Annotated in this window: 21 protein-coding genes and 1 pseudogene; 12 read left to right on the forward strand and 10 right to left on the reverse strand. The window is 75.0% G+C overall.

The window, feature by feature from the left end:
• Nucleotides 1-77: 77 nt before the first annotated feature.
• The 3 genes from ABD345_RS25665 to ABD345_RS25675 all read left to right on the forward strand — a co-directional run bounded on the left by ABD345_RS25665 (nucleotide 78) and on the right by ABD345_RS25675 (nucleotide 3665).
• Nucleotides 78-1637, forward strand: coding sequence for a recombinase family protein (locus tag ABD345_RS25665; RefSeq protein ID WP_344555036.1), 1560 nt, complete (start codon nucleotides 78-80; stop codon nucleotides 1635-1637).
• Nucleotides 1638-1947: 310 nt separating this feature from the next.
• On the forward strand, nucleotides 1948-2715 hold the full coding sequence (locus tag ABD345_RS25670) for a hypothetical protein (RefSeq protein WP_344555038.1): 768 nt from the start codon (nucleotides 1948-1950) through the stop codon (nucleotides 2713-2715).
• Between the two features lie 377 nt (nucleotides 2716-3092).
• Nucleotides 3093-3665 (forward strand): recombinase family protein, encoded by a 573-nt coding sequence (locus tag ABD345_RS25675; protein ID WP_344555040.1) that lies wholly within the window; start codon nucleotides 3093-3095, stop codon nucleotides 3663-3665.
• A gap of 170 nt (nucleotides 3666-3835) precedes the next feature.
• On the opposite strand, the gene ABD345_RS25680 is transcribed toward ABD345_RS25675, so the two are convergent.
• Nucleotides 3836-3970, reverse strand: coding sequence for a hypothetical protein (locus tag ABD345_RS25680; RefSeq protein ID WP_344555042.1), 135 nt, complete (start codon nucleotides 3968-3970; stop codon nucleotides 3836-3838).
• A 107-nt stretch (nucleotides 3971-4077) separates the two neighbouring features.
• Complete coding sequence (locus tag ABD345_RS25685; RefSeq protein ID WP_344555044.1) at nucleotides 4078-4266, reverse strand: hypothetical protein; 189 nt, start codon at nucleotides 4264-4266, stop codon at nucleotides 4078-4080.
• 338 nt (nucleotides 4267-4604) lie between these two features.
• On the opposite strand from ABD345_RS25685, the pseudogene ABD345_RS25690 reads away from it, so the two are divergent.
• From ABD345_RS25690 to ABD345_RS25700, 3 genes and pseudogenes are all read left to right on the forward strand, one after another.
• Nucleotides 4605-4691, forward strand: a pseudogene (locus tag ABD345_RS25690) (helix-turn-helix domain-containing protein); the annotation flags it as partial.
• Nucleotides 4692-4754: 63 nt separating this feature from the next.
• A complete protein-coding gene (locus ABD345_RS25695; RefSeq protein ID WP_344555081.1) occupies nucleotides 4755-5339 on the forward strand; it encodes an XRE family transcriptional regulator in 585 nt (194 codons plus the stop codon).
• A 251-nt stretch (nucleotides 5340-5590) separates the two neighbouring features.
• Nucleotides 5591-5872, forward strand: coding sequence for a hypothetical protein (locus tag ABD345_RS25700; protein WP_030458111.1), 282 nt, complete (start codon nucleotides 5591-5593; stop codon nucleotides 5870-5872).
• A gap of 39 nt (nucleotides 5873-5911) precedes the next feature.
• On the opposite strand, the gene ABD345_RS25705 is transcribed toward ABD345_RS25700, so the two are convergent.
• Nucleotides 5912-8404, reverse strand: a complete 2493-nt coding sequence (locus tag ABD345_RS25705) for a helicase-associated domain-containing protein (protein WP_344555047.1) — start codon at nucleotides 8402-8404, stop codon at nucleotides 5912-5914.
• 140 nt (nucleotides 8405-8544) lie between these two features.
• Complete coding sequence (locus tag ABD345_RS25710; RefSeq protein ID WP_344555048.1) at nucleotides 8545-9018, reverse strand: hypothetical protein; 474 nt, start codon at nucleotides 9016-9018, stop codon at nucleotides 8545-8547.
• Nucleotides 9019-9067: 49 nt separating this feature from the next.
• On the opposite strand from ABD345_RS25710, the gene ABD345_RS25715 reads away from it, so the two are divergent.
• Nucleotides 9068-10063, forward strand: coding sequence for a hypothetical protein (locus ABD345_RS25715; protein ID WP_344555050.1), 996 nt, complete (start codon nucleotides 9068-9070; stop codon nucleotides 10061-10063).
• Nucleotides 10064-10074: 11 nt separating this feature from the next.
• Here the strand turns inward: ABD345_RS25715 and ABD345_RS25720 are convergent, their stop codons facing one another.
• Nucleotides 10075-11076: an ABC transporter substrate-binding protein gene (locus tag ABD345_RS25720; RefSeq protein ID WP_344555052.1), complete on the reverse strand. Its 1002-nt coding sequence runs from the start codon at nucleotides 11074-11076 to the stop codon at nucleotides 10075-10077.
• 138 nt (nucleotides 11077-11214) lie between these two features.
• On the opposite strand from ABD345_RS25720, the gene ABD345_RS25725 reads away from it, so the two are divergent.
• A complete protein-coding gene (locus tag ABD345_RS25725; RefSeq protein ID WP_344555054.1) occupies nucleotides 11215-11823 on the forward strand; it encodes an HAD family hydrolase in 609 nt (202 codons plus the stop codon).
• Between the two features lie 134 nt (nucleotides 11824-11957).
• Here ABD345_RS25725 and ABD345_RS25730 read toward each other — a convergent pair whose 3' ends face one another.
• Nucleotides 11958-12209 (reverse strand): hypothetical protein, encoded by a 252-nt coding sequence (locus tag ABD345_RS25730; protein WP_344555056.1) that lies wholly within the window; start codon nucleotides 12207-12209, stop codon nucleotides 11958-11960.
• Between the two features lie 176 nt (nucleotides 12210-12385).
• Between ABD345_RS25730 and ABD345_RS25735 the strand changes: the two genes are divergently transcribed.
• Both ABD345_RS25735 and ABD345_RS25740 read left to right on the forward strand, forming a co-directional pair.
• Nucleotides 12386-13519, forward strand: a complete 1134-nt coding sequence (locus ABD345_RS25735) for an alpha/beta hydrolase (protein WP_344555057.1) — start codon at nucleotides 12386-12388, stop codon at nucleotides 13517-13519.
• A 325-nt stretch (nucleotides 13520-13844) separates the two neighbouring features.
• Nucleotides 13845-14228 carry a cold-shock protein gene (locus ABD345_RS25740; protein ID WP_033250546.1) on the forward strand — a complete coding sequence of 128 codons (384 nt, stop codon included), beginning with the start codon at nucleotides 13845-13847 and terminating at the stop codon, nucleotides 14226-14228.
• Nucleotides 14229-14247: 19 nt separating this feature from the next.
• On the opposite strand, the gene ABD345_RS25745 is transcribed toward ABD345_RS25740, so the two are convergent.
• The 4 genes from ABD345_RS25745 to ABD345_RS25760 form a co-directional block, all read right to left on the reverse strand.
• Nucleotides 14248-15099 (reverse strand): 1,4-dihydroxy-6-naphtoate synthase, encoded by an 852-nt coding sequence (locus tag ABD345_RS25745; RefSeq protein ID WP_344555060.1) that lies wholly within the window; start codon nucleotides 15097-15099, stop codon nucleotides 14248-14250.
• A 1-nt stretch (nucleotide 15100) separates the two neighbouring features.
• Nucleotides 15101-15781 carry a futalosine hydrolase gene (locus ABD345_RS25750; RefSeq protein ID WP_344555062.1) on the reverse strand — a complete coding sequence of 227 codons (681 nt, stop codon included), beginning with the start codon at nucleotides 15779-15781 and terminating at the stop codon, nucleotides 15101-15103.
• 11 nt (nucleotides 15782-15792) lie between these two features.
• Nucleotides 15793-16329 (reverse strand): hypothetical protein, encoded by a 537-nt coding sequence (locus tag ABD345_RS25755; protein ID WP_344555064.1) that lies wholly within the window; start codon nucleotides 16327-16329, stop codon nucleotides 15793-15795.
• A 134-nt stretch (nucleotides 16330-16463) separates the two neighbouring features.
• Nucleotides 16464-17849 (reverse strand): MFS transporter, encoded by a 1386-nt coding sequence (locus ABD345_RS25760; protein WP_425556874.1) that lies wholly within the window; start codon nucleotides 17847-17849, stop codon nucleotides 16464-16466.
• A 449-nt stretch (nucleotides 17850-18298) separates the two neighbouring features.
• Between ABD345_RS25760 and ABD345_RS25765 the strand changes: the two genes are divergently transcribed.
• Nucleotides 18299-19177 (forward strand): DUF3027 domain-containing protein, encoded by an 879-nt coding sequence (locus ABD345_RS25765; RefSeq protein ID WP_344555066.1) that lies wholly within the window; start codon nucleotides 18299-18301, stop codon nucleotides 19175-19177.
• Nucleotides 19178-19379: 202 nt separating this feature from the next.
• Nucleotides 19380-22667: a sacsin N-terminal ATP-binding-like domain-containing protein gene (locus ABD345_RS25770; RefSeq protein WP_425556875.1), complete on the forward strand. Its 3288-nt coding sequence runs from the start codon at nucleotides 19380-19382 to the stop codon at nucleotides 22665-22667.
• Nucleotides 22668-22712 lie beyond the last annotated feature (45 nt).

Genomic DNA, 22712 nt, shown 5'->3' on the forward strand with positions numbered 1-22712 from the left:
CAGAGACAACCACTGCCACTGCTCGGGCCATGCCCCGTGCCCGTCGCCGGAAGGGCGTTCCGGCCAGCGCACCCGGAATGCGCGCAGCCATCTATGTTCGCCTATCGCGCGAGACCGAGGAAACCACTTCCCCCGAGCGTCAGCGGGCGGCCTGCGAGGCACTGTGCGAAGCCCGGGGATGGACCGTCGTGATGGTCGAGGACGACATCGACGTGTCCGGTTTCTCGCGCGGGCTGGAGCGTCCGGGACTCCAGCGCATTCTTTCGAGGCTACCCGAGCTCGATGTGGTGGTGTTCTTCAAGATCGACCGTCTCGCGCGCTCCACGGTGGACTTCGCCGAGATCATGCGGATCACCGAGGCGCAGGGCGTGGCGCTGGCGTCGGCGACCGAACCGCTGGACCTCACGTCGTCCATGGGGCGCGCCATGGCGAAGGTGATCGCCGTCTTCGCGGAGCTTGAGTCGGACACGATCGGGATGCGCGTCTCCAGCGCCCATGAACACCTGCGCCGCGAAGGCCGCTACACCGGGGGACGGGTGCCGTACGGGTACCGAGTCGTCCCGAACCCGGACGGTGCGGGCAAGGTGCTGGAGGTCAACCCTGAGGAGGCCAGGACGGTCCACGGGATCGTGGAACGCATCCTGGCCAAGGACTCCCTGATGACCGTCGCGGCGGACCTGACGAAGGCGGGCGTACCCTCGCCCGGCCACAGCTCACGGCAGACCACCGGGAAGCGGAGCGACTCGAAGAAGTGGTACACGACCACGCTGCGCAGCCTGCTCACCAACCCGCAGTTGCTCGGTCAGGTGATCGAGGACGGGAAGCCCATCCTGCGGACGGACGGCCTGCCGCTGGTCAGCCGCACACCCATCCTCGACATGGACACCTGGCAGGCCCTACAGGACGAACTGACGCGGCGCGCCAACCCCGGTGACCGGCGGCGGGAGGGAACATCGCTGTTGCGCGGCGTCGCGCACTGCGCGCTGTGCGGCTTCCGGATGTACACCTTCGTCGCGCGCGGACGTGTCCGGTACCGCTGCATCGGTCGTCTGAAGAAGCGCCAGGGCGGCGAGCAGATCGACTGCTACGGCGTGAGCATCGCCGGAGAGGCGATGGAGGACCACGTGGAGGCGCAGTTCCTCAAGGCGTTCGGTCGGCTTGCCGTGGTGCGGATGGTCGAGCAGGCCGGAGAGGACTTCCGGCCGCAGATCAGACAGGCACGGGAAGCACTGGCCGACCTGGAGGCGGACCGGTACGACCGTGGCCTGTTCAAGGGGGAGGAGGGCGCGAACCGCTTCGCCGCGCAGTACGCCAAGCTCGAAGAGCGCATCGCCTCACTGGAGGACAAGCAGCGCCACGCCAAGCCCGCCGGGGTCACGGCGGTCCCGACCGGGCTGACGCACGCACAGCAGTGGAAGGCGGCGGACACGGCGGGCAAGCGGGACCTCCTGCTGAACGCCGGGACGTACGTCGAGGTCTCGCCGGCGAAGAAGGGCGGCCGCAGGCTCGACACGTCCCGCCTGGCGGTCCACTTCGGCATGGACGGACAGATCCGGCGTGCCGACGCAGAGGGCAGGGACGTGGAAGAGGCGATCCGCGAGCAGGTGCAGCGGGAAGCCGCAGACGCGGACTGGTAGTCCTGTCGGGATCTGTTCGGCCCCGTTCGACCCTTGGTGGTCGGGCGGGGCTTCTTCGTACTTGTGGACGGGTGTGCAGCCGTTCTGTGCCGGGTGGTGGTGCGGTGACGGAGAACAGCGCGTTTCCGTTCTCCCTAGTACTTTATTTGTTTGTTTTGTCCTCTCTTTTCACCTAAACATGGCTTGACCTGCTGTTACTGGACAGCGGGGAGTCACTTGGAGACTGGCATTCGGTCCTTGTTGGTCCACTTTGGCTCCCCTCTTGCACGACAGCGGGGGTGAAGTGACTGCACATTTTCAAGGGGGACTCTTGGGCAAGTACATGAATGACGCGCTCGCTCGTCAGGCGTGGGAAGCGGCCGCTCACGTGGCCTCATGGCAGGGGGCACCGGCCGTGCCGTTCGCCTGGAGCGGGACGCGATGGGAGACGCCGGCCGGGGAGTGGCGCGACCTGCCGCTGATCCGCCGGGGCATGGGCGAGTGGCTGGCGAACCTGGCGGGATGGCTGCGGTACGAGAACTACGAAGCCATGACGCTCGCCGAGCGGAAGGCCAAGCTGGAGTGGGACGCGAGGAACTACGAGCTGAACGCGCGCACCACCTTCACGGACCCGGGTGCGAATGCGTACGCGCTGCGCCAGGCCGCCGCGCTGCGCAGTCAGGCTGCGGGGATCGACGTTCCGCCGATGACCGTGGAGCTGGTGGAGATCGAGGCCATGGAGGCGGTGTCGGGCGAGATGCTGTCGGCCACGGATACCCGTGCGACTCAACTCCTGTCGCTTGCTTCGCAGTTCGATGCCTTCCGGGCTCCGATGCGTGATCCGGCGGACTGGGTGTCGCGCCTGGTCCCCGCTCCGCGCAGCGAGCACGTGCGCACCTCGCTGGTGTGGGAGGCGTTCACGGCGGCGGAACCGGTGTTGGCCGGAGCGCTGGGGAGCCGGACGGGCAAGCGCCTGCTGTTCGCTGCGATGGACAAGCGGTTCGGTGCCAGGCGCAAGCTCGGCGGCTATGACGGTTGGCGGGGCGTAGCGCTGACCGGCTGGCGGGTGGGGTGTACCCGCGCTGTCCCGGCTCCGTGACCGCTGACGTATGGCAGGTGGGGCTGTGTACGGGTTTCGGGGGCGCGGGGCAGGCGGGTACTCCCCTTCGCGTTGGGGGGTGATCGGCAGGGAGGGAGTTCGCTGGTCCCGCAACCTCGGGCGTTTGCGCGGCCCCAGGGGGGTGCCTCCCTCGCGCTCCGCTGTGGCGCGGCAGGGAGGGAAAACTCTCACGTGGCCCATTGGACTGTTTCGGTGAGCATGTGACGCAGGGTCACTCTGGTCCGGCGTCTCAGAAACGATGGTTTATGAGACGGTCGGCGAACGGGCCCCGAGGTGGCCTGAGGGCGTCCAAAACCCGTCTCAAAACCCCTTGAGAGCCCTTGCAGTTTTGAGACGAGTTATGAGACGGTTGGGTCATGGCGAAGAACCCGGGACACCTGATCGGCTACGCGCGAGTCTCCACCGACGACCAAGAGGCGCAGCTCCAGCACGACGCGCTGACCGAAGCGGGCTGCTCCCGGATCTTCACAGACAAGGCCAGCGGGAAGAACACCGACCGCCCGGAGCTGTCGGCCGTCCTGGACTACCTGCGCCCCGGCGACACCCTGTGCGTGTGGAAGCTGGACCGCTTCGCCCGGTCGCTGATCGACCTGGTGACGATGGTGGACGCGCTGTCGGCCCGGGGCATCGGTTTCAAGGTGCTGACAGGTGCGCTGGCGAGCATCGACCCGAACACCTCCGACGGCCGCCTGATGCTCCAAGTCGTGGGCGCGATGGCGGAGTTCGAGCGGAGCTTGATCAAGGATCGCACCCGGGCCGGTCTGGACGCCGCCAAGGCGCAGGGCCGTACCGGTGGTCGGCCGAACGTGCTGGACGCCGACAAGCTCGCCGCCGCCCGTGCCCGCCAGGCGAACGGAGAGAGCGTCACGGCCATCGCCAAGGCGCTCGGTGTGAGCCGTGCGACCCTGTACCGCCACCTCGGGGAGTAGCACCGCTGCGCCAACACAGAGCCGTCCACCTGCTGCGGGTGGGCGGCTCTCCCCGTACCCGGGTGAGGAAGGCAAGGGCACTGCGGAAGTTCGGCACGATGCCGCTCCGCGATCCCGGCCCCGGCTCGTCGTACGCCCCCTGGGTGCCACGCCGTTTTTTGGTCGGCCGGTCAGGGGTGGTCCTGGTGGTATAGGGCCCACAGGTGCCCGCTGCCGTCGGCGAACCTCCGGTGCCCGTAGCGGTCGGACCGGCCCAGGACGGAGAGCACTTCGAGTTGGTCCACCTCGCTGTCTTCGGAGTGCACGGGAAGCCTGATGCGAACCCCTTCGGGGACTTCCGTCACCTGTACCTCCGCGCCCGTCAGCACTGCCAGCCGCGATGCCGCCTCCCAGGCCCGGCGGTACGCCTCCGTCATCGCTCCTCCGCCGTGTGCTTCGGCGGGGCCAACTCCTCCAGTGCGGTGATGCCTTCGCGCCCGTCCCGCAGGTGCCGGACGAACACCCCGCAGGCGTGCACCGAGATCACCCGCACCGCCTGTCCGGAGCGCCGGTCGTAGGCTTCCTTGCCCTCCCCGGGCTCCCAGTGCTCAGGAGTGCTCATCCGCCCACCTCTCGGCGGCTCCGAAGAACGGGAACACCAGTGGTTCGCCGTCGGTGCCGGCCACGGGATTGTCGGCATCGGCGCAGTCGACCAGGCCCCAGAGGTCCACGACCGGCGCACCGGGCTCTCCTGGTACGGGCACCACTCTGTAACGCTGTCGGGATGCTGTCGGCATGGGCCGCTCCTCCGTCCGCTCGGTCTGCTTCCGGGCCCACACTGGCGTGCGCTATCGGACGAAACCGGCACGTACGCAGGACAGTTGGGCCGTCGCGGCAGTAGGTTCGGAAAAGGTCCAAACGTCCCTGGGGGAAGTCTTGAACGCTGCCTTACGATCGGCTATGTCCGCCGCTGGCCTTTCACCACGTCAGTTGGCGGGCCGGGTAGGGGTGTCGGGCAAGACCGTTGAGCGGTGGCTGTCCGACAGCCGACTGATCCCCCACGCCCGCAACCGCGAGGATGCCGCCGAGGCGCTGGGAGTTGACTCAACGATGCTGTGGCCGAAGGCAGTTCGGGACGCGCTCAAGACCGGCCCGGACCGGGAGATCATCCGCAGCTACCCGTACCGGTCCTCCTGCCCCTCCACCGTGTGGGGGGACCTGATCAAGGACGCACGGACGGACCTCTACTTCGCCGGTTACACCAACTACTTCCTGTGGCTGGAACAGCCCAACCTGGTCGAGGGCCTGCGGCGGAAGGTGGAGTCCGGGTGCCGCGTGCGGTTCCTGCTGGGCGACCCCGACGGCGAGGTGACCCGGCAACGGGAGACGATCGAGGACGTGGCCCTGACGGTCTCCACCCGCATCAGGATCACCCTGGAGCACCTGGCCCGACTCGGACCCCTGGAGGGCCTGGAAGCCCGCTTCTCGGCCCCGCAGGACGCCATGAACCACGTCAGCCTGTCGGTGTTCCGGTTCGACCGTGACGCGCTGGTCACGCCGCACCTGGCCCGGCTGGTGGGTCACGACTCCCCGCTGATGCACCTGCGCGGGCAGGAGAAGGACGGCATGTGGTCCCGCTTCACCGACCACGCCGAAGAACTCTGGGGACGCGGCACGCCGGTGGCGTCGACCTGACGGACGGTCGGGCGGGACAGCCGCACCGGCAGCAGATCAGCCGCTAATATGCGCATCAGGCTTGATCGCTTGCACGATCAGCGGTCCGTCCACGCCTGTGCATCCCCTTCCGCGCGGGCCAAACCTCCAGTGTGCCGCATCGGCCCGGCGGTCGGGGCGGTGGTCCGGGGCGGCCGGGGCTGCGGGGGCGCGCGGCGGAAGCGGGGGCGTCGCGGCAGTGACCCGGGCCGGGCTCGCTCGTTGGGCAGGGCATGATCAAGCCCAACCGATTCCTGGCCGGCCTGGCGCTCTCCGGCGCGGCCCTCGCCACCGCCCTCGGGGCGGCGCCCGCCCACGCCGCCGACACCGAGGCCATGGCCCTCGACCAGGTCGCCGACATCGGCCAGCCCGGCGGCCTGATCGGCACCGTCGCCTTCACCGGCACCGGCCTGCTGACGGGCGTCGAGCCGAAGATGCCGGACCCGCACGCGATCGTGGACGAGGCGAAGAAGCAGAAGGCCGAAGAGGACGCGAAGCAGCACGCGGGCAAGTAGGCCGGAGCGGGGCCGGGGCGAGGGGGCGCGCCCCGGCGGCTACTCCTCGACCTCGGCGACGCCGGTGATCCGGTGCAGCGCGAAGGTGCGCACCCCGTCGGAGAGGTGGTCGTGGGCGGTGACGAAGCCGCCCTCGACCTTCACCGGGTCGATGACGCGCTGGGAGGAGAGCCCTTCCGCGTTGATGTAGCCGATCCACATCCGCTCGCCGAGCAGCACGGCGGTCTGCAGGGCGGCCAGCGTGTCGGCGGCGGCCGTGCGCGGCACGGCGCTGTGCGCGGCGGGCCCGGCCACGGCGTCCTTGCGGACGGCGGTCGCGGCCCGGTCGCCGGCCCGGATGGCCCGGACGGCGGCGGCCAGCAGGGCGTCGTCGGGGCGGGCCGGGCCGTCGGGGACGGGCAGCGGCGCGGTGCGCGGCGGGGTGCGGCGGCTGTCGGGGCGGGTGATGACCACGTCGCCCTCGGCGGACTCCGCGGCGGGCGCGTAGCCCATGGTGCGCAGCACGGCGAGCAGCGTCTCCGGCCCGGCCTGGGCGGCGAGCACGGTGGGGGCGAGCAGCCGCAGCCGCAGTTCGGCGGCGCGCCGGTCGGCGAGCACCTCGCCGAGCAGCCGGGGGTCGTCGCAGCGCAGGTAGGAGGAGGCCGCGCCGACCCGCAGGATGCCGTGCCGGCGGGCCACGTCGTCGATCAGGTAGGCGAGCGGCTGCGGGACGGGCGTGCGGGAGTGCTGGGCCAGGAACGCCTGCAGGTCGGCGGCGGTGCGCCCGGCGTCGAGGGCGCGGCGGACCGAGTCGGGGGTGAAGCGGTAGACGGTCGCGCCGCCCTTGGACTCGATGTCGGCGGCCAGCGCGAGCGCCTGGGCGAGCGGGGTGAGCAGCGGGCCGGGGGCGATCGCGGTCAGGTCCGGCTGCAGGATGACGTGGTCGAGCGGCTCGGGCAGCAGCGGGGCCAGCACGGGCGCCGGGTCGGCGCCGTCGAGCAGCGCGCGGGCGGGGGAGGCGAGGGCGCCGCGCCCGGTGACGCCGAGCAGTTCGGCCTCGTGCAGCGTCCAGTCGGTGAGCTGGTCGCGCAGGTCGCGGCCGTCGGGGCCGGCGGGCCCGCCGCGCAGCGGTCGGTGCCAGCGCAGGGCGGGCAGCAGGGCGTCCGCGGACGCGGCGGTGCCGGGCGGTAGCTCGGCCAGCCGGGTCAGCGCGGCGCGGCGCACGGACGGGGCCAGGGTGCGGTCGAGCTCGGGGCCGAGCGCGGCGCGCGGGCGGCCCTTGCCGTCGGGGGTGCCGGTGAGCCGGCCGATCCGGGTGGCGGCGAGCCAGGCGCGGGCGAGCAGCGTCCAGCGTTCGGCGGTGTCCTGCTGGAGCCAGGCGTCGTACGCGGGGGTCGGGGCCCAGACCTCGTCGACCTCGCCGTCGGGGGCCAGCAGGCCCGCGGTGTGGGCGAGTTCGATCCAGAACGCGGCGTCCGCCTCGGAGCCCTCCAGCAGGGCGGCGGCGCGCTTGAGGTCGCGCACGCCCAGGCCGCCGGCCCGCAGGGTGGGCGGCGGGGTGAGGCTCCAGGACTCCAGCAGTTCCTCGACGGTGCGGACGGCGGTGCCGGCCTGCCCGGCGGCGGTGCGGTCGGTGCCGGCCGGGTCGCGTTCGACGACCGGGGCGACGGCGGGCGGCGCCGGGTCGACGGTGCGGTGGGTGCGGCCGCCGCGCAGGTGCAGGGCGAGCTCGCGGGGCAGCACCACGGAGGTGGGGCTGGAGGGCAGCAGCAGGCCGCGGGCGAGCAGCCACTCGACCGGGCTGCGGGCCTCCTCGGCGGTGACCTGCCGGGCGGCGTCCGGCACGGTGCCGGTGGGCGGCCCCCAGACCAGGCGCTCCAGCAGGCCGAGGGCGGCGGGCGGGGCCTGGTCGAGCAGCGCGCCCAGCCGCTTGCGGTCGCCGAGCAGGGCGGTGAGCGCGGCGACGGCGGTGACCGGGTCGGGGGTGGGCGGCAGGCCGGTGCCGGCCAGCAGCTGCTGCAGCCGGGCGGGCGACATGCCGGCGGTGGCCTCGGCGAAGGTCGGGCCGAGACCGGTCCGGCCCGGGTTGAGCGCGCTGGGGGCGAGCGCCTCGCGGACGGCCAGCACCAGGCGCAGCGCGGAGTCCGGGCCCCACAGCAGGGCCTGCTCGCGCAGCCGGTCGAGCGCGGCGGGGAGGGCGGCGGTGACGGCGGCCCGGTCGACGGGCTCGGCGCCGGGGTGCGGCTTGACCCGGGCGGGCCCGGTCAGCAGGCCGCGCACCGCGGCCTCGGAGGCGCCCTCGGGGGCGGCGGCGAGCGCCTCGGCGACCTGCAGGGTGAACCGGTCGAGCCGTTCCAGGGCGCGCAGCACGGACGCCCGGCTGGAGAGCCGTGCGGACAGCTGGGTGAGGTCGGTCGGCACCGGGTTCAGCAGGTCCGGGCGGGCCCGGAGCAGCGCGGCGACGGCCTCGTCCCCCCGGCCGCGGAGTTCCTCGGCCAGGGTGCGGGGGGCGGTGGCGCGGGTGGCGCGCGGCGCGCTCTGCGGTGCGGTCATCCGGTCCAGACTAGTCAACGCCTCCGGTCGCGGCCCAGAACGGCGGCGGAACTCGGGGTGAACCGGTGCCCGCCGGGCAGTGCGGAGGGTGCCGCCGGGCAGGGTCGGGCAGGCCGTCGGGCGGTGCCGGGGGCGTCCGCTCAGCAGCGCCGGGCGTGCCGGGCCCAGCTGTCGGGCGGTGCGGCGAGGGCGCGTTCCACGGCCCACCGGACGCCCTCGGCGAGCGCGGTGACGGCGGCCACCGGGTCGTCGAAGGCGCGCTCGGGGAGTTCGTGGACGCGGTGCGACCCGCAGTCGACGGGTGCCGCGCAGCGCACGGCGGTCCGGACCGAGAGCTCCCAGGGCGGCCCGGGCAGCGGGTGCCATTCGAGCGGGTCGCGGGGGGCGTCCAGTTCGGCCTCGCACCACATGCCGGGCCCCTCCGCGTACCCGGCCGGCCCGCAGGGCCCGGCGGGCAGTTCGTGCCAGCTCAACTGCCAGTCGCCGCCGAAGCGTTCGGCGAAGTCGCGCAGGGAGCCGGCGGCGGCGCGCAGCGGCGGCAGCAGGGCTGACGGGTCGTCGAGGTGGGGGAACAGGCGGCCCGGACCGACCTCGTCCCAGGGAGTCGTTCGCATGGCGGGCACTCTGCCGGAGCCGGACGGGGCTCGCTTCGGGAGGGTGCGGGTGGGTACCGTCTCGGTGGGCGGGTTCGTGGACGTGAGGGCGGGTGGCGGGGCGATGGCGGGCGGCTCCTGGTGGCGCGAGGGCGGACCGGCGGACGGTGCGGAGGGCGGGGACAGCGTGTACCTGCCCCGGCAGGCGGTGGACTCACCGGACACCGCCCCCGGCGCCCCGGCACGCCCGGCGGCGCCCCCGGCGCCCGCACAGCCACCGGCCCCCGCACAGCCCCCCGCGCCCCCCGCACAGCCTCCGGCCCCGGCGGCGCCCCCCGCGGTGCCGCCACCGGCGAAGCCCACCCTGGAGAAGTCCGCCCCGGCGGCCCCGGCCCCGGGCCCGGCGGCACCCGCCCCGGCGATGTCCTCCCCGGCCGAGGTCGATCAGGTCTTCGCGTACACGGAGGACCTGGACGCCCCGGGCTTCGGCAGTGACCAACCCGGCTGGACCACCAGGTACTTCGACCTGCCCGGCGCCGAGCCCGCGCCGGAGCCGCAAGCCGAGCCCGAGCCCGAGCCCGAGCCGGAGGCGGAGGAGGCGGCGCCCGACCCCGGGAAGCCGCGGCCGGGGGCGGGCCGGATCGTCCGGGCGGTGCTGTTCGGCAAGCCGAAGACGGCCGCTGACGCCCCGTCGGCGCCGGTGCCCGCGGCGGCGGGGTCCCGGAAGCCCGCGCCGCTGCTGCTGCTCGGGGCGGCGCTGCTGCTGGGCGGGGCGGTGACCGGCACGCTGCTGGTGATGCTGCTCGGCTGGGCGGTGGCGTACCTGTCCCGGGGCTGGACCGACCTGGTGAAGAAGTTCGCCGTGCTGGGCATCCCGCTGATCACGGTGACCGGTCTGACGGTGTGGAACTGGGGCCGGGAGAAGGGCCGTTGGGGCAGCCCGCTGACCCCCGGCACGGACGCGGGCGCGACCACCTGGGCGGCCGCGCCGGGCGTGCTGCGGGCGGCGGCGCTGCTGACGGCGCTGTTCGTGCTGGTGGTGACGCTGCGCCGCCGCAAGGACTGACCGGGCCGGGCTCAGTCCGCGCCGAGGACGTACAGGAGTTCGGCGATCAGGAAGTGCGCGCCGGTGTAGCCGATGCCCTGGAACCACAGCTGGTCGTCGACCGGGAAGGCGCGGTGCGCGCGGACGGCGCCCAGGGCGTGCCAGCCGGGGGAGGCGAGGGTGGCGGTCAGGCCGTTGCGGCCCGGGTCGCCGTAGCCGGCGTACAGCAGCAGGTCGCCGTCGGCGGCGGCGAGCTGGTCGGGGGTGGTCCCGAGGTCGAACCGGTCGGCGTTCTGCGCGTCCGGGCGGGGCAGGCCGAGGTCGGACAGGACGCTGCCGGGGAAGTTCTGCCGGGCGTAGACCCGGACGGCGGGCGAGCCCTCGACGAACCGGACCAGGCTGATCCGCTGCCCGGCGGCCCCGGCCGAGGCCAGCGCGGCCCGGGCCTGGTCGACGTGCCGCCCGTACGCGGCGACCGCGGCGGCGGCCTGCTCGCGCCGGTCCAGGGCGGCGGCGTGCAGCTGGAAGTCCTCCTTCCAGGGCGCGCCGGTGGTCCGGGTGACGACGGTCGGGGCGACCGCGCGCAGCGCCCCGGTGTGGTCGGCGTCCCGGGCCAGGTTGGTGAGGATCAGCTGCGGGCGCAGGGCGGCGATCGCCGCCGTGTCGGGGGCGGCCCCGATGTCGCCGACCACGGCGACCTCGGCCAGCCGGGAGGCGGGCCAGTAGGCGGGCGGTCCGGCGTCCAGCGGGGCCTTGGCGGCGCCGACGGGGGTGATGCCCAGCGTCATCGCGGAGTCCAGCTCGGCGGTGTCCAGCACGACCACCCGCCGGACCCCGCCGGGCACGGTGACCGGCCCGTCCGCCGAGGCCACCGTGACGTCCGGGCGCGGGCTGGGGCTGGGGCTGGGCTGCGGGCTCCCGGCGGCGGTGCCGGACGGCGGCGGCCCGGCGGGCAGCACCTCCGGTCCGCAGCCGGTGAGCAGGACGGCGCCGAGCCCGGCGAGGGCGGCCCGGCGGGAGAGCGGGGGTGGCACCTGGGACCTCCGGCGGCGGTCGGACGGGCGGTGGGGGCGGTGGGGGCGGTGGCGGCGGGCGGTACGGGCAAGTATGTCCGCAATGCGGTTTTGCCCCCGGCTTTTCCGGCCGGAAACCCCGCTGGCTAGGCTGGCGGCATGGCTCTCACCGTCGGTTTCGACCTCGACATGACGCTCCTCGACACCCGCCCCGGCATCAAGGCCACCTACGACGTGCTGGCCGCCGAGACCGGCACCGTCATCGACTCCGACCTGGTGGTCAGCCGACTCGGGCCGCCGCTGGCGCAGGAGCTCGCCAACTGGTTCCCGCCGGAGCGCCTGGACGCCGTCGTGGAGCGCTACCGCGAGCTGTACGTCGAGCACGCCCTCGCGCCGACGCTGGAGCTGCCCGGGGCGCTGGCCGCGGTGGCCGCCGTCCGGGCGGCGGGCGGCCGGGTGCTGGTGATCACCGGCAAGTGGGAGCCGAACGCCCGCCGCCACCTGGACGGCTTCGGCCTGGAGGTGGACGCGCTGGTCGGCGACCTGTGGGCGGAGACCAAGGGCGAGGCGCTGCGCGCGCACGGCGCGGACGTCTACGTCGGCGACCACCTGGGCGACATCCGCGGCGCCCGGGCGGCCGACGCCGTCGCGGTCGGGGTGGCCACCGGCCCGTACGGCCCGGCCGAGCTCGCCGCAGCCGGTGCGGACGCCGTGCTGCGCGACCTCACCGAGTTCCCCGCCTGGCTGGCCGGGCACCTGGCCCGCTAGCGCCGCCGATGGCCCGCTGAGCCCCCGCCGAGGGCCTGCTGAGCCCCCGCCGAGGGCCTGCTGAGCCCCCGCCGAGGGCCTGCTGAGGGCTTGTGCCGAGCGTCCGCCGGGCGGCGCCCGCCGGGGCCGCTGGTTCAGCCCGCGGCGGCGGCCCGCTTCGCGCGCCGCCGCCGGGCGCCCGCCCGGGCGTCGGCGAACAGGCCGGACAGCGCCACCAGCAGGCCCAGCGGCATCAGCATCGCCAGCCAGTACGCGAAGGACGGCAGCCGGGTCAGGTCGAAGACGTACGGCACGAAGACCGCGACGACGGACAGCATCCCCAGTCCGAACACGATGCCGCCGACGCGGACCAGGAGGTCTCCCGGGCTGTCGGGCCGGTCGCTCACTCTCACCACTCCTTCGCGCGGGTCGCTCCCCCCGATTCTCCCACCGCCCGCCCCCTCCGATCGGCGGGGGCGCGGCGACGCGCGCTCCGACTGAACGCTCAGGATTCCCAGGAATCACTCAGGCATGCTGATGACCGGAACGGGAACGGCGACGGACGAGCGGGGCGGGCGGCGGGATGGGACTGACCAGTCACAAGGTGCTGGCGCTGTCGGCACTGCTGTCGGTGCTGACGGTGGCGGGCACCGTCCTGCTCTGGCCCCGACTGGCCGGGCGCGGCTGGCGGCCGGTGCTGGGCCGGCTCGGCACCGTCGTCGGCACCCAGCTGGCGGTGCTCTGCACGCTCGCCCTGCTGGCCAACGACTACTTCGCCTTCTACAGCAGCTGGGACGACCTGCTGGGCACCGGCGAGGACGGCCCGGTGACCATTCAGAACCAGCTGCTCGGCCGCGACCCGGGCGTCCAGCGGCTGTCCACCGAGAACGTCCGCGACACCGGCGCCACCGGCCGCGCCCCCGAGCAGGTCGGCCGGCTGGAGAAGGTCCGGCTGCCCGGGGCGTCCACCGGCCTGTCCACCGAGGGCTACGTCTACCTGCCGCCGCAGTACTTCCAGCCCGGCTACCAGGACAAGCGCTTCCCGGCGGCGATCGCTATCACCGGCTTCCCCGGCGACGCGAAGAACCTGGTCGGCAAGCTCAACTACCCGTCCGTGCAGCTGAAGCTGACCGAGCAGGGCAAGGCCCGGCCGACCGTGTTGGTGCTGATGCGGCCCTCCCCGGCGATGCCCCGGGACACCGAGTGCGAGGACGTGCCGGGCGGCCCGCAGACCGACCGGTACTTCAGCGCCGACGTGCCCGCCGCGCTGCGCGCCTCCTACCGGATCGCGTCCGGGCCCGGCTCCCTCGGCGTGATCGGCAACTCCACCGGCGGCTACTGCGCGCTGAAGCTGGCGATGCGTCACCCCGACGTGTTCGCCGCCGCGGTGTCGCTGTCCGGCTACTACCGGGCCGCCGAGGACCCGACCACCGGAGACCTGTTCGGCGGCGACGGGCAGCGCCGCGAGCAGGCCGACCTGGACTGGCGCCTGACCCACCTGCCCGCCCCCGCCACCGCGCTGCTGGTCGGCGGCAGCCGGGAGGGCGACGGCGACTACCAGGAGCAGACCGAGCGGTTCCGGGCCGCCGCCAGGGGCACCGCGACCAAGGTCTCCGCGATCACCCTGGACAGCGGCGGGCACAACTTCACCACCTGGTCCCGGATGCTCCCGGCCTCGCTCGGCTGGCTCTCCGACCACCTGACCGACCCCGCCTGACCGGCCGCGCGTCACAGCGCGCAACTCCGTGCGCGCAAGGAGTTTCGACCCTCGCCGCCCCCGGGTATGCAGCCATCGCGCGGGCGGACCTGACGGATGGTCCACGAACGCCCGCCCGTCACCGATCGGGGGTGTGAGCCAGTGGACGGCGCAGCAGGCGCGAGGCACGGCCGCGCCCCGGTCCGGAATCCCTTCGCCGTTCCGCTGAACGCTGAGGGATCATTGCTCCACTGAGCGAAACCGGCCGCCCGCTCGGGGCGCCCGTCCGCACGTCCACCCGCGGCCCGACGGGGCCGCACGCACCCGATACCGAGGACTGTTCGAGATGCCCACCGGCCAGGTCAAGTGGTTCAACGAGACGAAGGGTTACGGCTTCCTGTCGCGCGACGACGGCGGCGAGGTCTTCGTCCACACCAAGGCGCTGCCCGCGGGCGTCACCACGCTGCGGCCGGGCCAGCGCGTCGAGTTCGGCGTCGCCGCCGGTCACCGCGGTGACCAGGCGATGAGCGTCCAACTGCTCGACGCGCTGCCCTCGGTGGCCGCCGCCCAGCGCAAGAGCGCCGACGACATGGCCCCGATCGTCCAGGACCTGATCACCAAGCTGGACAGCGTCCTGCCGGGTCTGCAGCGCGGCCGCTACCCGAGCAAGCCGGAGGGCCAGAAGATCGCGATGGTGCTGCGCGCCATCGCGGACCAGTTCGACGTCTGAGCCCCGCCCTGACGACCGCTCAGGGGAAGGCCAGCGCGCCCGGGTCGACGGCGGGGACGAGTCCCTGCTCGGCGGCCCGGGTGAGCAGGCCGCGCACCGCCGCGTAGCCGTCCTCGCCGAGGTCCGCGGTGAACTCGTTGACGTACAGCCCGATGTGCTGCTCGGCGACGGCCGGGTCCATCTCCTGGGCGTGCGCCAGCACGTACTCCCGGGAGGCCGCCGGGTCCGCCCAGGCCGCCCGCACCGACTGCCGCACGGTGTCGGCCAGTTCGCGCAGCCGCTCGGCGCCCAGCGAGCGCCGGGCCACGATCGCGCCCAGCGGGATCGGCAGCCCGGTGGCCGCCTCCCACGCCTCGCCCATGTCGGCCAGGCAGTGCAGCCCGTACTGCCGGTACGTGAACCGGGCCTCGTGGATCACCAGTCCGGCGTCCACCTCGCCCGCCCGCACGGCCGGCATGATCTCGTGGAACGGCAGCACCACGATCTCGCCGAACCCGCCCGGCACCGCCCGCGCCGCCCACAGCCGGAACAGCAGGTACGCCGTCGAGCGCTCGCTCGGCACCGCGACCCGCCGCCCGGACAGCGCCGCCGCCTCCAGCGGCCCGGCCGTCAGCACCAGCGGCCCGCAGCCCCGGCCGAGCGCCCCGCCGCAGGGCAGCAGCGCGTACTCGTCCAGCACCCAGGGCAGCTGCCCGTAGGAGATCTTCAGCACGTCCAGCTCGCCGCGCTCGGCCAGCCCGTTGGTGACGTCGATGTCGGCGAACCGGACCTCGGGCGCGCCGGCGCCCGGCACCAGGCCGTGCGCCCAGGCGTGGAAGACGAAGGTGTCGTTCGGGCAGGGCGAGTACGCGACGCTGAGCGGCTCGGCCATCTCAGACCTCCTTGAGCAGGTGGGGCAGCGGCGGCAGCGCGGCGAAGGCCCGCTCCAGGGCCGCCAGCGCCTCGCCGATCCGCCAGGACGCGCGGTCGCGCGGCCCGACGGCATTGGACACGGCCCGCAGCTCACCGGCCGCGAGCCCGAACCGGGCGGCCGCCTCGGCCGTCCCGAAACCCTCCATCGCCTCGGCCAGCGCCCGCGGGTGACGCTTCCTCAGCGCCCCGGCGCGCTCCGCCGAACCGGTCACCGTGGACACCGTCAGCACCTCGCCGACCGCCCCGCCGCAGGCCCCCGCGAGGGCCGCGACCAGGCCCGGCGGCACCGGGTGCCGCACCGCGCCGAAGCCCAGCTCGGTGACGTCCGCGAAGCCGTCCGGCGTCTCGGCGCCCAGGTCGGCCGCCACCACGGCGTCCGCCACCACCAGCGAGCCGAGCGGCGCGGCGGGCGCGAAACCGCCCGCGATGCCCGCCGACAGCACCAGCCGGTACCGGCCGCGGGCCAGCGCCACCGCCGTCCCCGCCGCCGCGGCCGCCGGGCCGACCCCGGCGGCCAGCACCCCGGCCCCCGAGCCCGGGCCCAGCCCGCGCCGCACCGCCTCGGCCTCCGCCTCCACGGCGACGACGACGAGCAGCCCGGCCGCGGGGCCGGACTGCTCGTCGGTGCGCTCGACGGTCATCGACCGGAGCGTCAGCTGTTCTTGTTCTTCAGGTCGAAGGCCCAGACCGCGTAGTACTCCTGGGACGTCTTGTCCTGCGAGACCACCGTCACCGAGGTCACGTCGTTGGAGGACATCAGCGGGCCGGCGCTCTTCGAACCGGAGTAGGTGACCCCGGTGACGACCTCGCCCTGCGCACCGCCGGCCAGCGCCGTCTGGCCGCCGGAGCCGCCGTTGGTCAGCGCGAACCAGCCCTTCTTCGCCAGGTCCTTGGGCACCCCGACGCCGATCTGGTCGCTGGCCCGGACGTCCAGCTCGGGGAGCTTGCCGTCCTTGCGGGCCTGCTTGATCCCCTCCAGGCAGGCGCTGAGGGCGTCGTTGTCGAGCGGCTTGCCGTCGTTGTAGCAGAAGGGGGCCGCGGTGGTGCTGGAGGTGCCGACCACCATCGTCGCCACGTTCTCACGGGGCTTGCCGGCGTCGTTCGCCCAGTAGATACCGGTACCGAGGGAGGCGGCGCCGACGACGACGACGCCGGCGATACCGGCGATGGCACGGGTGCTGAGGCTCATGCGCAAGAGGCTACTCGCCTTCCGTGATCACACGACGCCGGGGTGCCCGAGTCGCCCGAGGTTACGCCGTGCGCGGGCGCGCCGGGCACCCCGCCCCGGCCGCGCGGCGCACCCCGCCCCGGGCCGACCGCCGCTCAGGCCACCCGGGGCCGGGCCGCCGACCGGCGCGGCCCGACCCGCAGCAGCGAGCGGAACGTCCACAGCAGCATCACCGTCATCACCGACGCCGCCACCGTCAGCCCCAGCACCGCGTTCAGCGGCAGCGAGATGCCCACCGCGCCGCCCGCCACCCAGCTCAGCTGCAGCACCGTCTCCGACCGGGCGAACGCCGAGGTCCGCACCGCCTCCGGCACGTCCCGCTGGATCAGCGCGTCCAGCGCCAGCTTGCCCAGCGACGCCGCCATCCCGGCGACGGCCGCCACCGCCGTCACCGTCACCACCCCGTACCAGAGCGCCGCCGCGGCCGCCGCCACCGTCGCCAGCGCCAGCACCGAGGTCACCAGCACCTCCGAGCCGCGGGTGCGCAGCCACGACCCCAGCACCGACCCCAGCGCGTTGCCCAGCCCCGCCGCCGCCGCGACCAGCCCCAGCGCCACCGTCCCCGGCAGGCCGCCCGGCGGCTCCCGGCGGATCAGGAACGCCAGGAACATCACCAGGAACCCGACCAGCCAGCGCAGCGCCGCCACCCCGCGCAGCGCCATCACCACCGAGGGGCCGACCGCCCGCAACACCCCCTTGGGGCGCGCCTCCTGCGGCTCCGAGAGCAGCTCCGCCCGCTGCTCGCCCTTCGCCGAATCCACCTGGTGCGGCAGGTGGAAGGCCATCAGCGTCCCGATCACGAACACCACGAACGCCCCGCGCAGCGGCCACCCCGGCCCGATCAGGTGCAGCAGTCCGCCCACCCCGCCCGCCACCAGCGTGGTCAGCAGACCCGCCAGCGTCACCCGCGAGTTCGCCTTCACCAGCGACAACTGGGCGGGCAGCAGCCGCGGCACCACCACGCTGCGCACCACCCCGTACGCCTTCGACGCCACCAGCACGCCCAGCGCCTCCGGGTACAGCGCCAGCCCGCCGCCGGTCACCGTCGCCGCCATCACCCAGGCCAGCGCCGCCCGCGCCAGCATCGACATCGCCATCGCCGAGCGGCGGCCGTTGGGCAGCCGGTCCAGCAGCGGGCCGATCACCGGGGCGAGCACCGCGAACGGCGCCATCGTGATCAGCAGGTACAGCGCGACCCGGCCGCGGGCCTCGCCGGTCGGCACCGAGAAGAAGATGGTGGACGCCAGCGCCACCGTGATCAGCATGTCGCCGAACGAGTTCAGCGCGTGCAGCTCGATCAGCTTCGCCAGGCCCGACTCGCCCGCGCCCTCCGCCGACGTCGCCCGCCGGATCCGGCGGCCCGTCCCGTGCACGACCCGGCCGGTGCGCGCCCCCACCGCCGACGCGCCGCGGGCCCAGAAGCCGCGGGCCCGCACCGTCGGCGGCTCCCCGGAACGCTCCTGACCGTCCGTCGGGCGCACCTCGCCCGCCTCCGGCTCGCCGGGGGCCACAGGGTGCGGCCGCGACACGGCGGACGCCCCGGAACGGCCTTCGGACGGCCCGGGACGCGGTCCGTGCTGCGGCGGTTTCTCCTCCGCCACACACCCATCCTGCCCGAGAATCGCCGACCTAACGAGTGATTGTCCGGGCGTCGGCGCGCCCGCCCCCACGGCCCGGACTGTGCTGTACCGCCGACCGGCGGGTAGCCTGCACTACGCGCGTGCCCGGCCTCCCGCAGGGGGGTGGCCGACCTGGGCGGCGCGGCCCGGCCACGGAGCGGCCCCGGGTCTAGCAGAATGGACCGGCCCCGTGCTCGCGGGGGCCGCCCCGGAGAGGTGCAGCGGCGGCCGAGCGGGCCCCCGCCCACCGGGTGCCGCCGCGAGCCGCAGGACGACAGGACTGGGAGAGAACCGACGCCGTGAGTGCTGCGATGCGAAGCCGTACCCCTGACCGGCTCTGTGCGGAGGCCGTCGGCCTCGCCCGTCAGGCAGTGGTGGACAGCGTCGGAGAGGCCGTCGTCGGCCCCCACGTGAAGGCGGGCGCGGACGCCGAGCGCGTCGTCACCCACACCTTCGAATGCCTCGACCCGGCCTACCGCGGCTGGCACTGGGCGGTGACCGTCGCCCGCGCCCCGCGCGCCAAGAACGTCACCCTGGACGAGGTCGCCCTGCTCCCCGGAGCGGACGCCGTCCTCGCCCCGCAGTGGGTCCCGTGGAGCGAGCGCCTGCGCCCCGGCGACCTCGGCCCCGGCGACCTGCTGCCCACCGGCGCCGACGACCTGCGCCTCGAACCCGGCTGGACCGGCGAGGACGAGATCGCCCCCAACTCGGCGCTCGCCGAGGCCGCCGAGGACGAGGACGCCACCGCCGAGGACGTCCAGCCGGCGCCCGCCCGCGCCGCGATCGGCGCGATCGCCGAGGAGCTCGGACTCGGCCGCCCCCGCGTGCTGTCCCGGCGCGGCCTGCACCAGGCCGCCGAACGCTGGGAGACCGCGTACGGCCCGCAGACCCCGATGGCGCAGTCCGCCCCCGCCTCCTGCGACACCTGCGGCTTCCTGGTCCCGATCGGCGGCTCGCTCGGCCAGGCGTTCGGCGTCTGCGGCAACGAGTTCGGGCCCGCCGACGGCCAGGTCGTCTCGCTCGCCTACGGCTGCGGCGCGCACTCCGAGGCCGCCGTGCTGCCCGCCCCGCCCGTCCCCAGCGAACTCATCCTCGACGAGACCGTCGTCGAACCCCTCCCGCTGCACCCCGACCGCACCTCCGGCTCGGTCGAACCGGACGCCCCGGCCGAGGAACTCGGCCACGCGTAGGCGCCGCGCTCCGGCAGGCGCGCGCACAGCGGGATCGCGGAGCGGCGGCAACCCACCGTCCGTGCCGCGATCCCGCTGACGCCCGTCCCCGCCGCCCGCGGTTCCCCGCGCCTCCGGTTCCGCGCCCAGCGCGCGTGGCCCGTCGGGGACGACTGGCAGAATGCCGACTCGTACGCAGACCACGCGAAGGGCGGCTCGGCACGTGGAGTCTCGGATCATCGGCAGCGCGGCGTCCCCCGAGGAGTCGGACGTCTTCGACACGGCCCGGCTGCGGCACACCGTGCTCACCGCCTGGACGGCCGCGCCCGCCAGATTCCGGGAGGACGCCAACGCCGAGGAGGAGCTCGCCCTCGGCGGCTACCGGGACCGGCTGATCGTCGAACTCGCCCAGAACGCGGCCGACGCGGCCGCCCGGGCGGGCGTCCCCGGCCGGCTCCGGCTGACCCTGCGCGACGGCGTGCTGGCCGCCGCCAACACCGGCGCCCCGCTGGACGCCGCCGCGGTCGAGTCGCTCTCCACCCTGCGGGCCTCCGCCAAGCGCGGCGACGAGCGGGAGGTGGTCGGCCGGTTCGGCGTCGGCTTCGCCGCCGTGCTGGCCGTCAGCGACGAGCCCGCGGTGCTCGGGCACACCGGCGGCGTCCGCTGGTCGCTCACCGACGCCCGCGCGCTGGTCTCCGGAATCCCGCAGCTCACCGAGGAGTTGACCCGGCGCGAGGGCCACCTGCCGGTGCTCCGGGTGCCGTTCGCGGCCGAGGGCGAAGCCCCCGAGGGCTACCACACGGTGGTCGTCCTGCCGCTGCGCGACGCCGCCGCCGAGGACCTCACCCGGCGGCTGCTCGCCGAGGTCGACGACGCCCTGCTGCTGACCCTGCCCGGCCTCGCCGAGGTGGTCGTCGACACCCCCGAGGGCGTCCGCACCCTGACCCGCACCGCGCACCCGCCGCGCCCCGAACAGCTGCCCACCGTCACCATCACCGACGGGGAGCGCAGCACCACCTGGCAGACCGTCAGCGCCGCCGGCACCGCCGCCCCCGAACTGCTCGCCGACCGCACCACCGAGGAGCGGGCCCGCCCCCACTGGACGCTCACCTGGGCCGTCCCGGTCGACGGGGCCGGCCGCCCGCAGCGCCCGCGCACCACCCCCGTGCTGCACGCGCCCACTCCCAGCGACGAACCGCTCGGCGTCCCCGCCCTGCTGATCGCCTCCTACCCGCTCGACCCGACCCGGCGGCACGTCGCGCCCGGCCCGCTCACCGACTTCCTCACCGAGCGCGCCGCCGACGCCTACGCCGACCTGCTGCGCGCCCGCGGCGCCGACCTCGGCTCGCTGGACCTCGTCCCCGCCCCGCTCGGCCAGGGCGCGCTCGACAACGCGCTGCGCACCGCCGTGCTGGCCCGCCTGCCCGAGACGCCCTTCCTGCCGCACCCGGACGGCACCGAGGAGGGCACCCCCGCGCTCCGCCCGCGCGACGCCGTCGTGCTGGAGGGCGCCGACCGGTCGGTGGTCGAGGCGCTCGCCCCGATCTTCCCCGGCCTGCTCCCGGCCGGCCTGGAACGCCGCACCGAACTGCGCACCCTCGGCGTGCGCCGCACCCCGCTCGCCGAGGTGGTCGACCAACTCGGCGGCCTGGAACGCGAACCCGCCTGGTGGCGGAGCCTGTACGCGGCCCTCGGCGGCGCCGACCCGGAGGCGCTCGGCGCGCTGCCCGTCCCGCTCGCCGACGGCCGCACCGTCACCGGCCCGCGCCGGGTCCTGCTGCCCTCCGACGCCGCCGACTGGGCCGGCTACGAGGGCTACCCCGACGCGCTCGCCGAGGCCCTCGACCTGCTCGACCTGCGGCTGGCCCACCCCGAGGCCGCGCACCCGCTGCTGGCCAAGCTCGGCGCCGCCACCGCCACCCCCGCCGGCGTCCTGGACACCCCCGAGGTGCGCGCCGCCGTCGCCCGCTCGCTGGAACTCGGCGAGGACGACTACGACGCCGCCGTCGACCTCGCCGACGCCGTCCTGGCCCTGGTCAGGGCCGCCGCCCCGGCCGTCGGCGAACACCCCTGGCTGGCCCGCCTCGCCCTGCCCGACGACGAGGGCGAACTCGCCCGCGCCGGCGAACTCCTGCTCCCCGACAGCCCGCTGGCCCACCTGGTGGACGAGGACGAGGCCGCCTTCGTCGACGACGACCTGCTGGAGCGCTGGGGCCCCGAGGTGCTGGCCGCGGCCGGCGCCCTCACCTCCTTCACCCTGGTCCGCGCCGAGGACGTCGTCCTCGACCCCGACGACCTGGAACGCCTCGACCCCACCGCCCCCGCCGACCGGGCCGCCGGCGGCGCCCCCACCGGCCTGCTCGACGAGGCCCCCGACGGCCTCGCCGAATGGTGCGAGGACGCCCTCGAAGCCCTGCACGCCGACGACGCAGGGGAGTTGGGCGTCCCGCCGGTCGCCGCCGAACTGCTCGCCGTCCGCGACCTCGACCTGGTCGCCGACGACGCCTGGCCCGAAGCCCTCGCCCTGCTCGCCCGGCCCCCGTACCGGGACGCCGTGGTGACGCCCGTGCGCACCCTGCTGCCCGACGGCAGCTACACCGACCTCCCCCCGTACACCGCCTGGTGGCTGCGCGACCACCCCGTCCTGGACGGCCGCGAACCCGCCGGCCTGCGCGCCGCCGGGGCCGACCCGCTGCTGCGCGGCCTCTACGACGAGGCCCGCACCGACCTCGACCCGCAGTTCCTGCACGCCCTCGGCGTGCGCACCACGCTGAACGCGCTGCTCGCCGAACCGCACGGCCCCGACGAGCTGATCGACCGGCTCACCGACCCGCTCTCCGAGGTCAGCCACCGCCAACTGCACGGCATCTACAGCCTGTTGGCGGCCCTCCCGGCCGAGCGCGTCGAACCCCTGGACGTGGTGCGGGCCCTCGCCCCGCTGGACTCCGAGAGCGGCCGCCGGGACGACCGCACCGTCATCGTGGACGCCGCGAACGCGGTCGTCGCCGACGCCCCCGACCTGGTCGAACTCCTCCACGACCACGCCGTGCTGCCCGTCCACCCGCTGCTCGCCCCCGCCCTCGCCGAGCGCCTGCACGTCTCGCTGGCCAGCGAGGTGGCCGGCGGCCGGGTGCTCTCCGAGGGCACCCTGCACCGCACCCCCGCGGTGGTCCGCGAACTCCTCCCCGGCTGCCCCGCCGTCTACGAGGAGCACGACGAACTCCTGGTCGTCGGCCCCGACGGCGAGGAGGCCCACGTGGCCTGGCGCTGGGACACGGGCGCGACCGCCCCCGAACTGCCCTACGACCCCGAGGAGGCCGAAGCCGCCGACGAGGACGACGAGTTCGACGTCCCCCCGGTCCCCGGCCTGCTGCACGCCGCCACCCCCGAGGGCCTCGCCGCCGGCCTCGCCTGGTCCGTCCACCAGTGGCACCGCCGCTTCGAGATCCTCGCCGCCCTCACCGAACCGGACCGGGCGTACGAGCTGCTGGCGGCGCGCGACTACGAATAACCCCTGCCGGGGGCTCACGAGTGCGCGCATTCAGGGGCTCGGGGA

Source organism: Kitasatospora saccharophila, assembly GCF_039529925.1.
GTDB lineage: Bacteria > Actinomycetota > Actinomycetes > Streptomycetales > Streptomycetaceae > Kitasatospora > Kitasatospora saccharophila.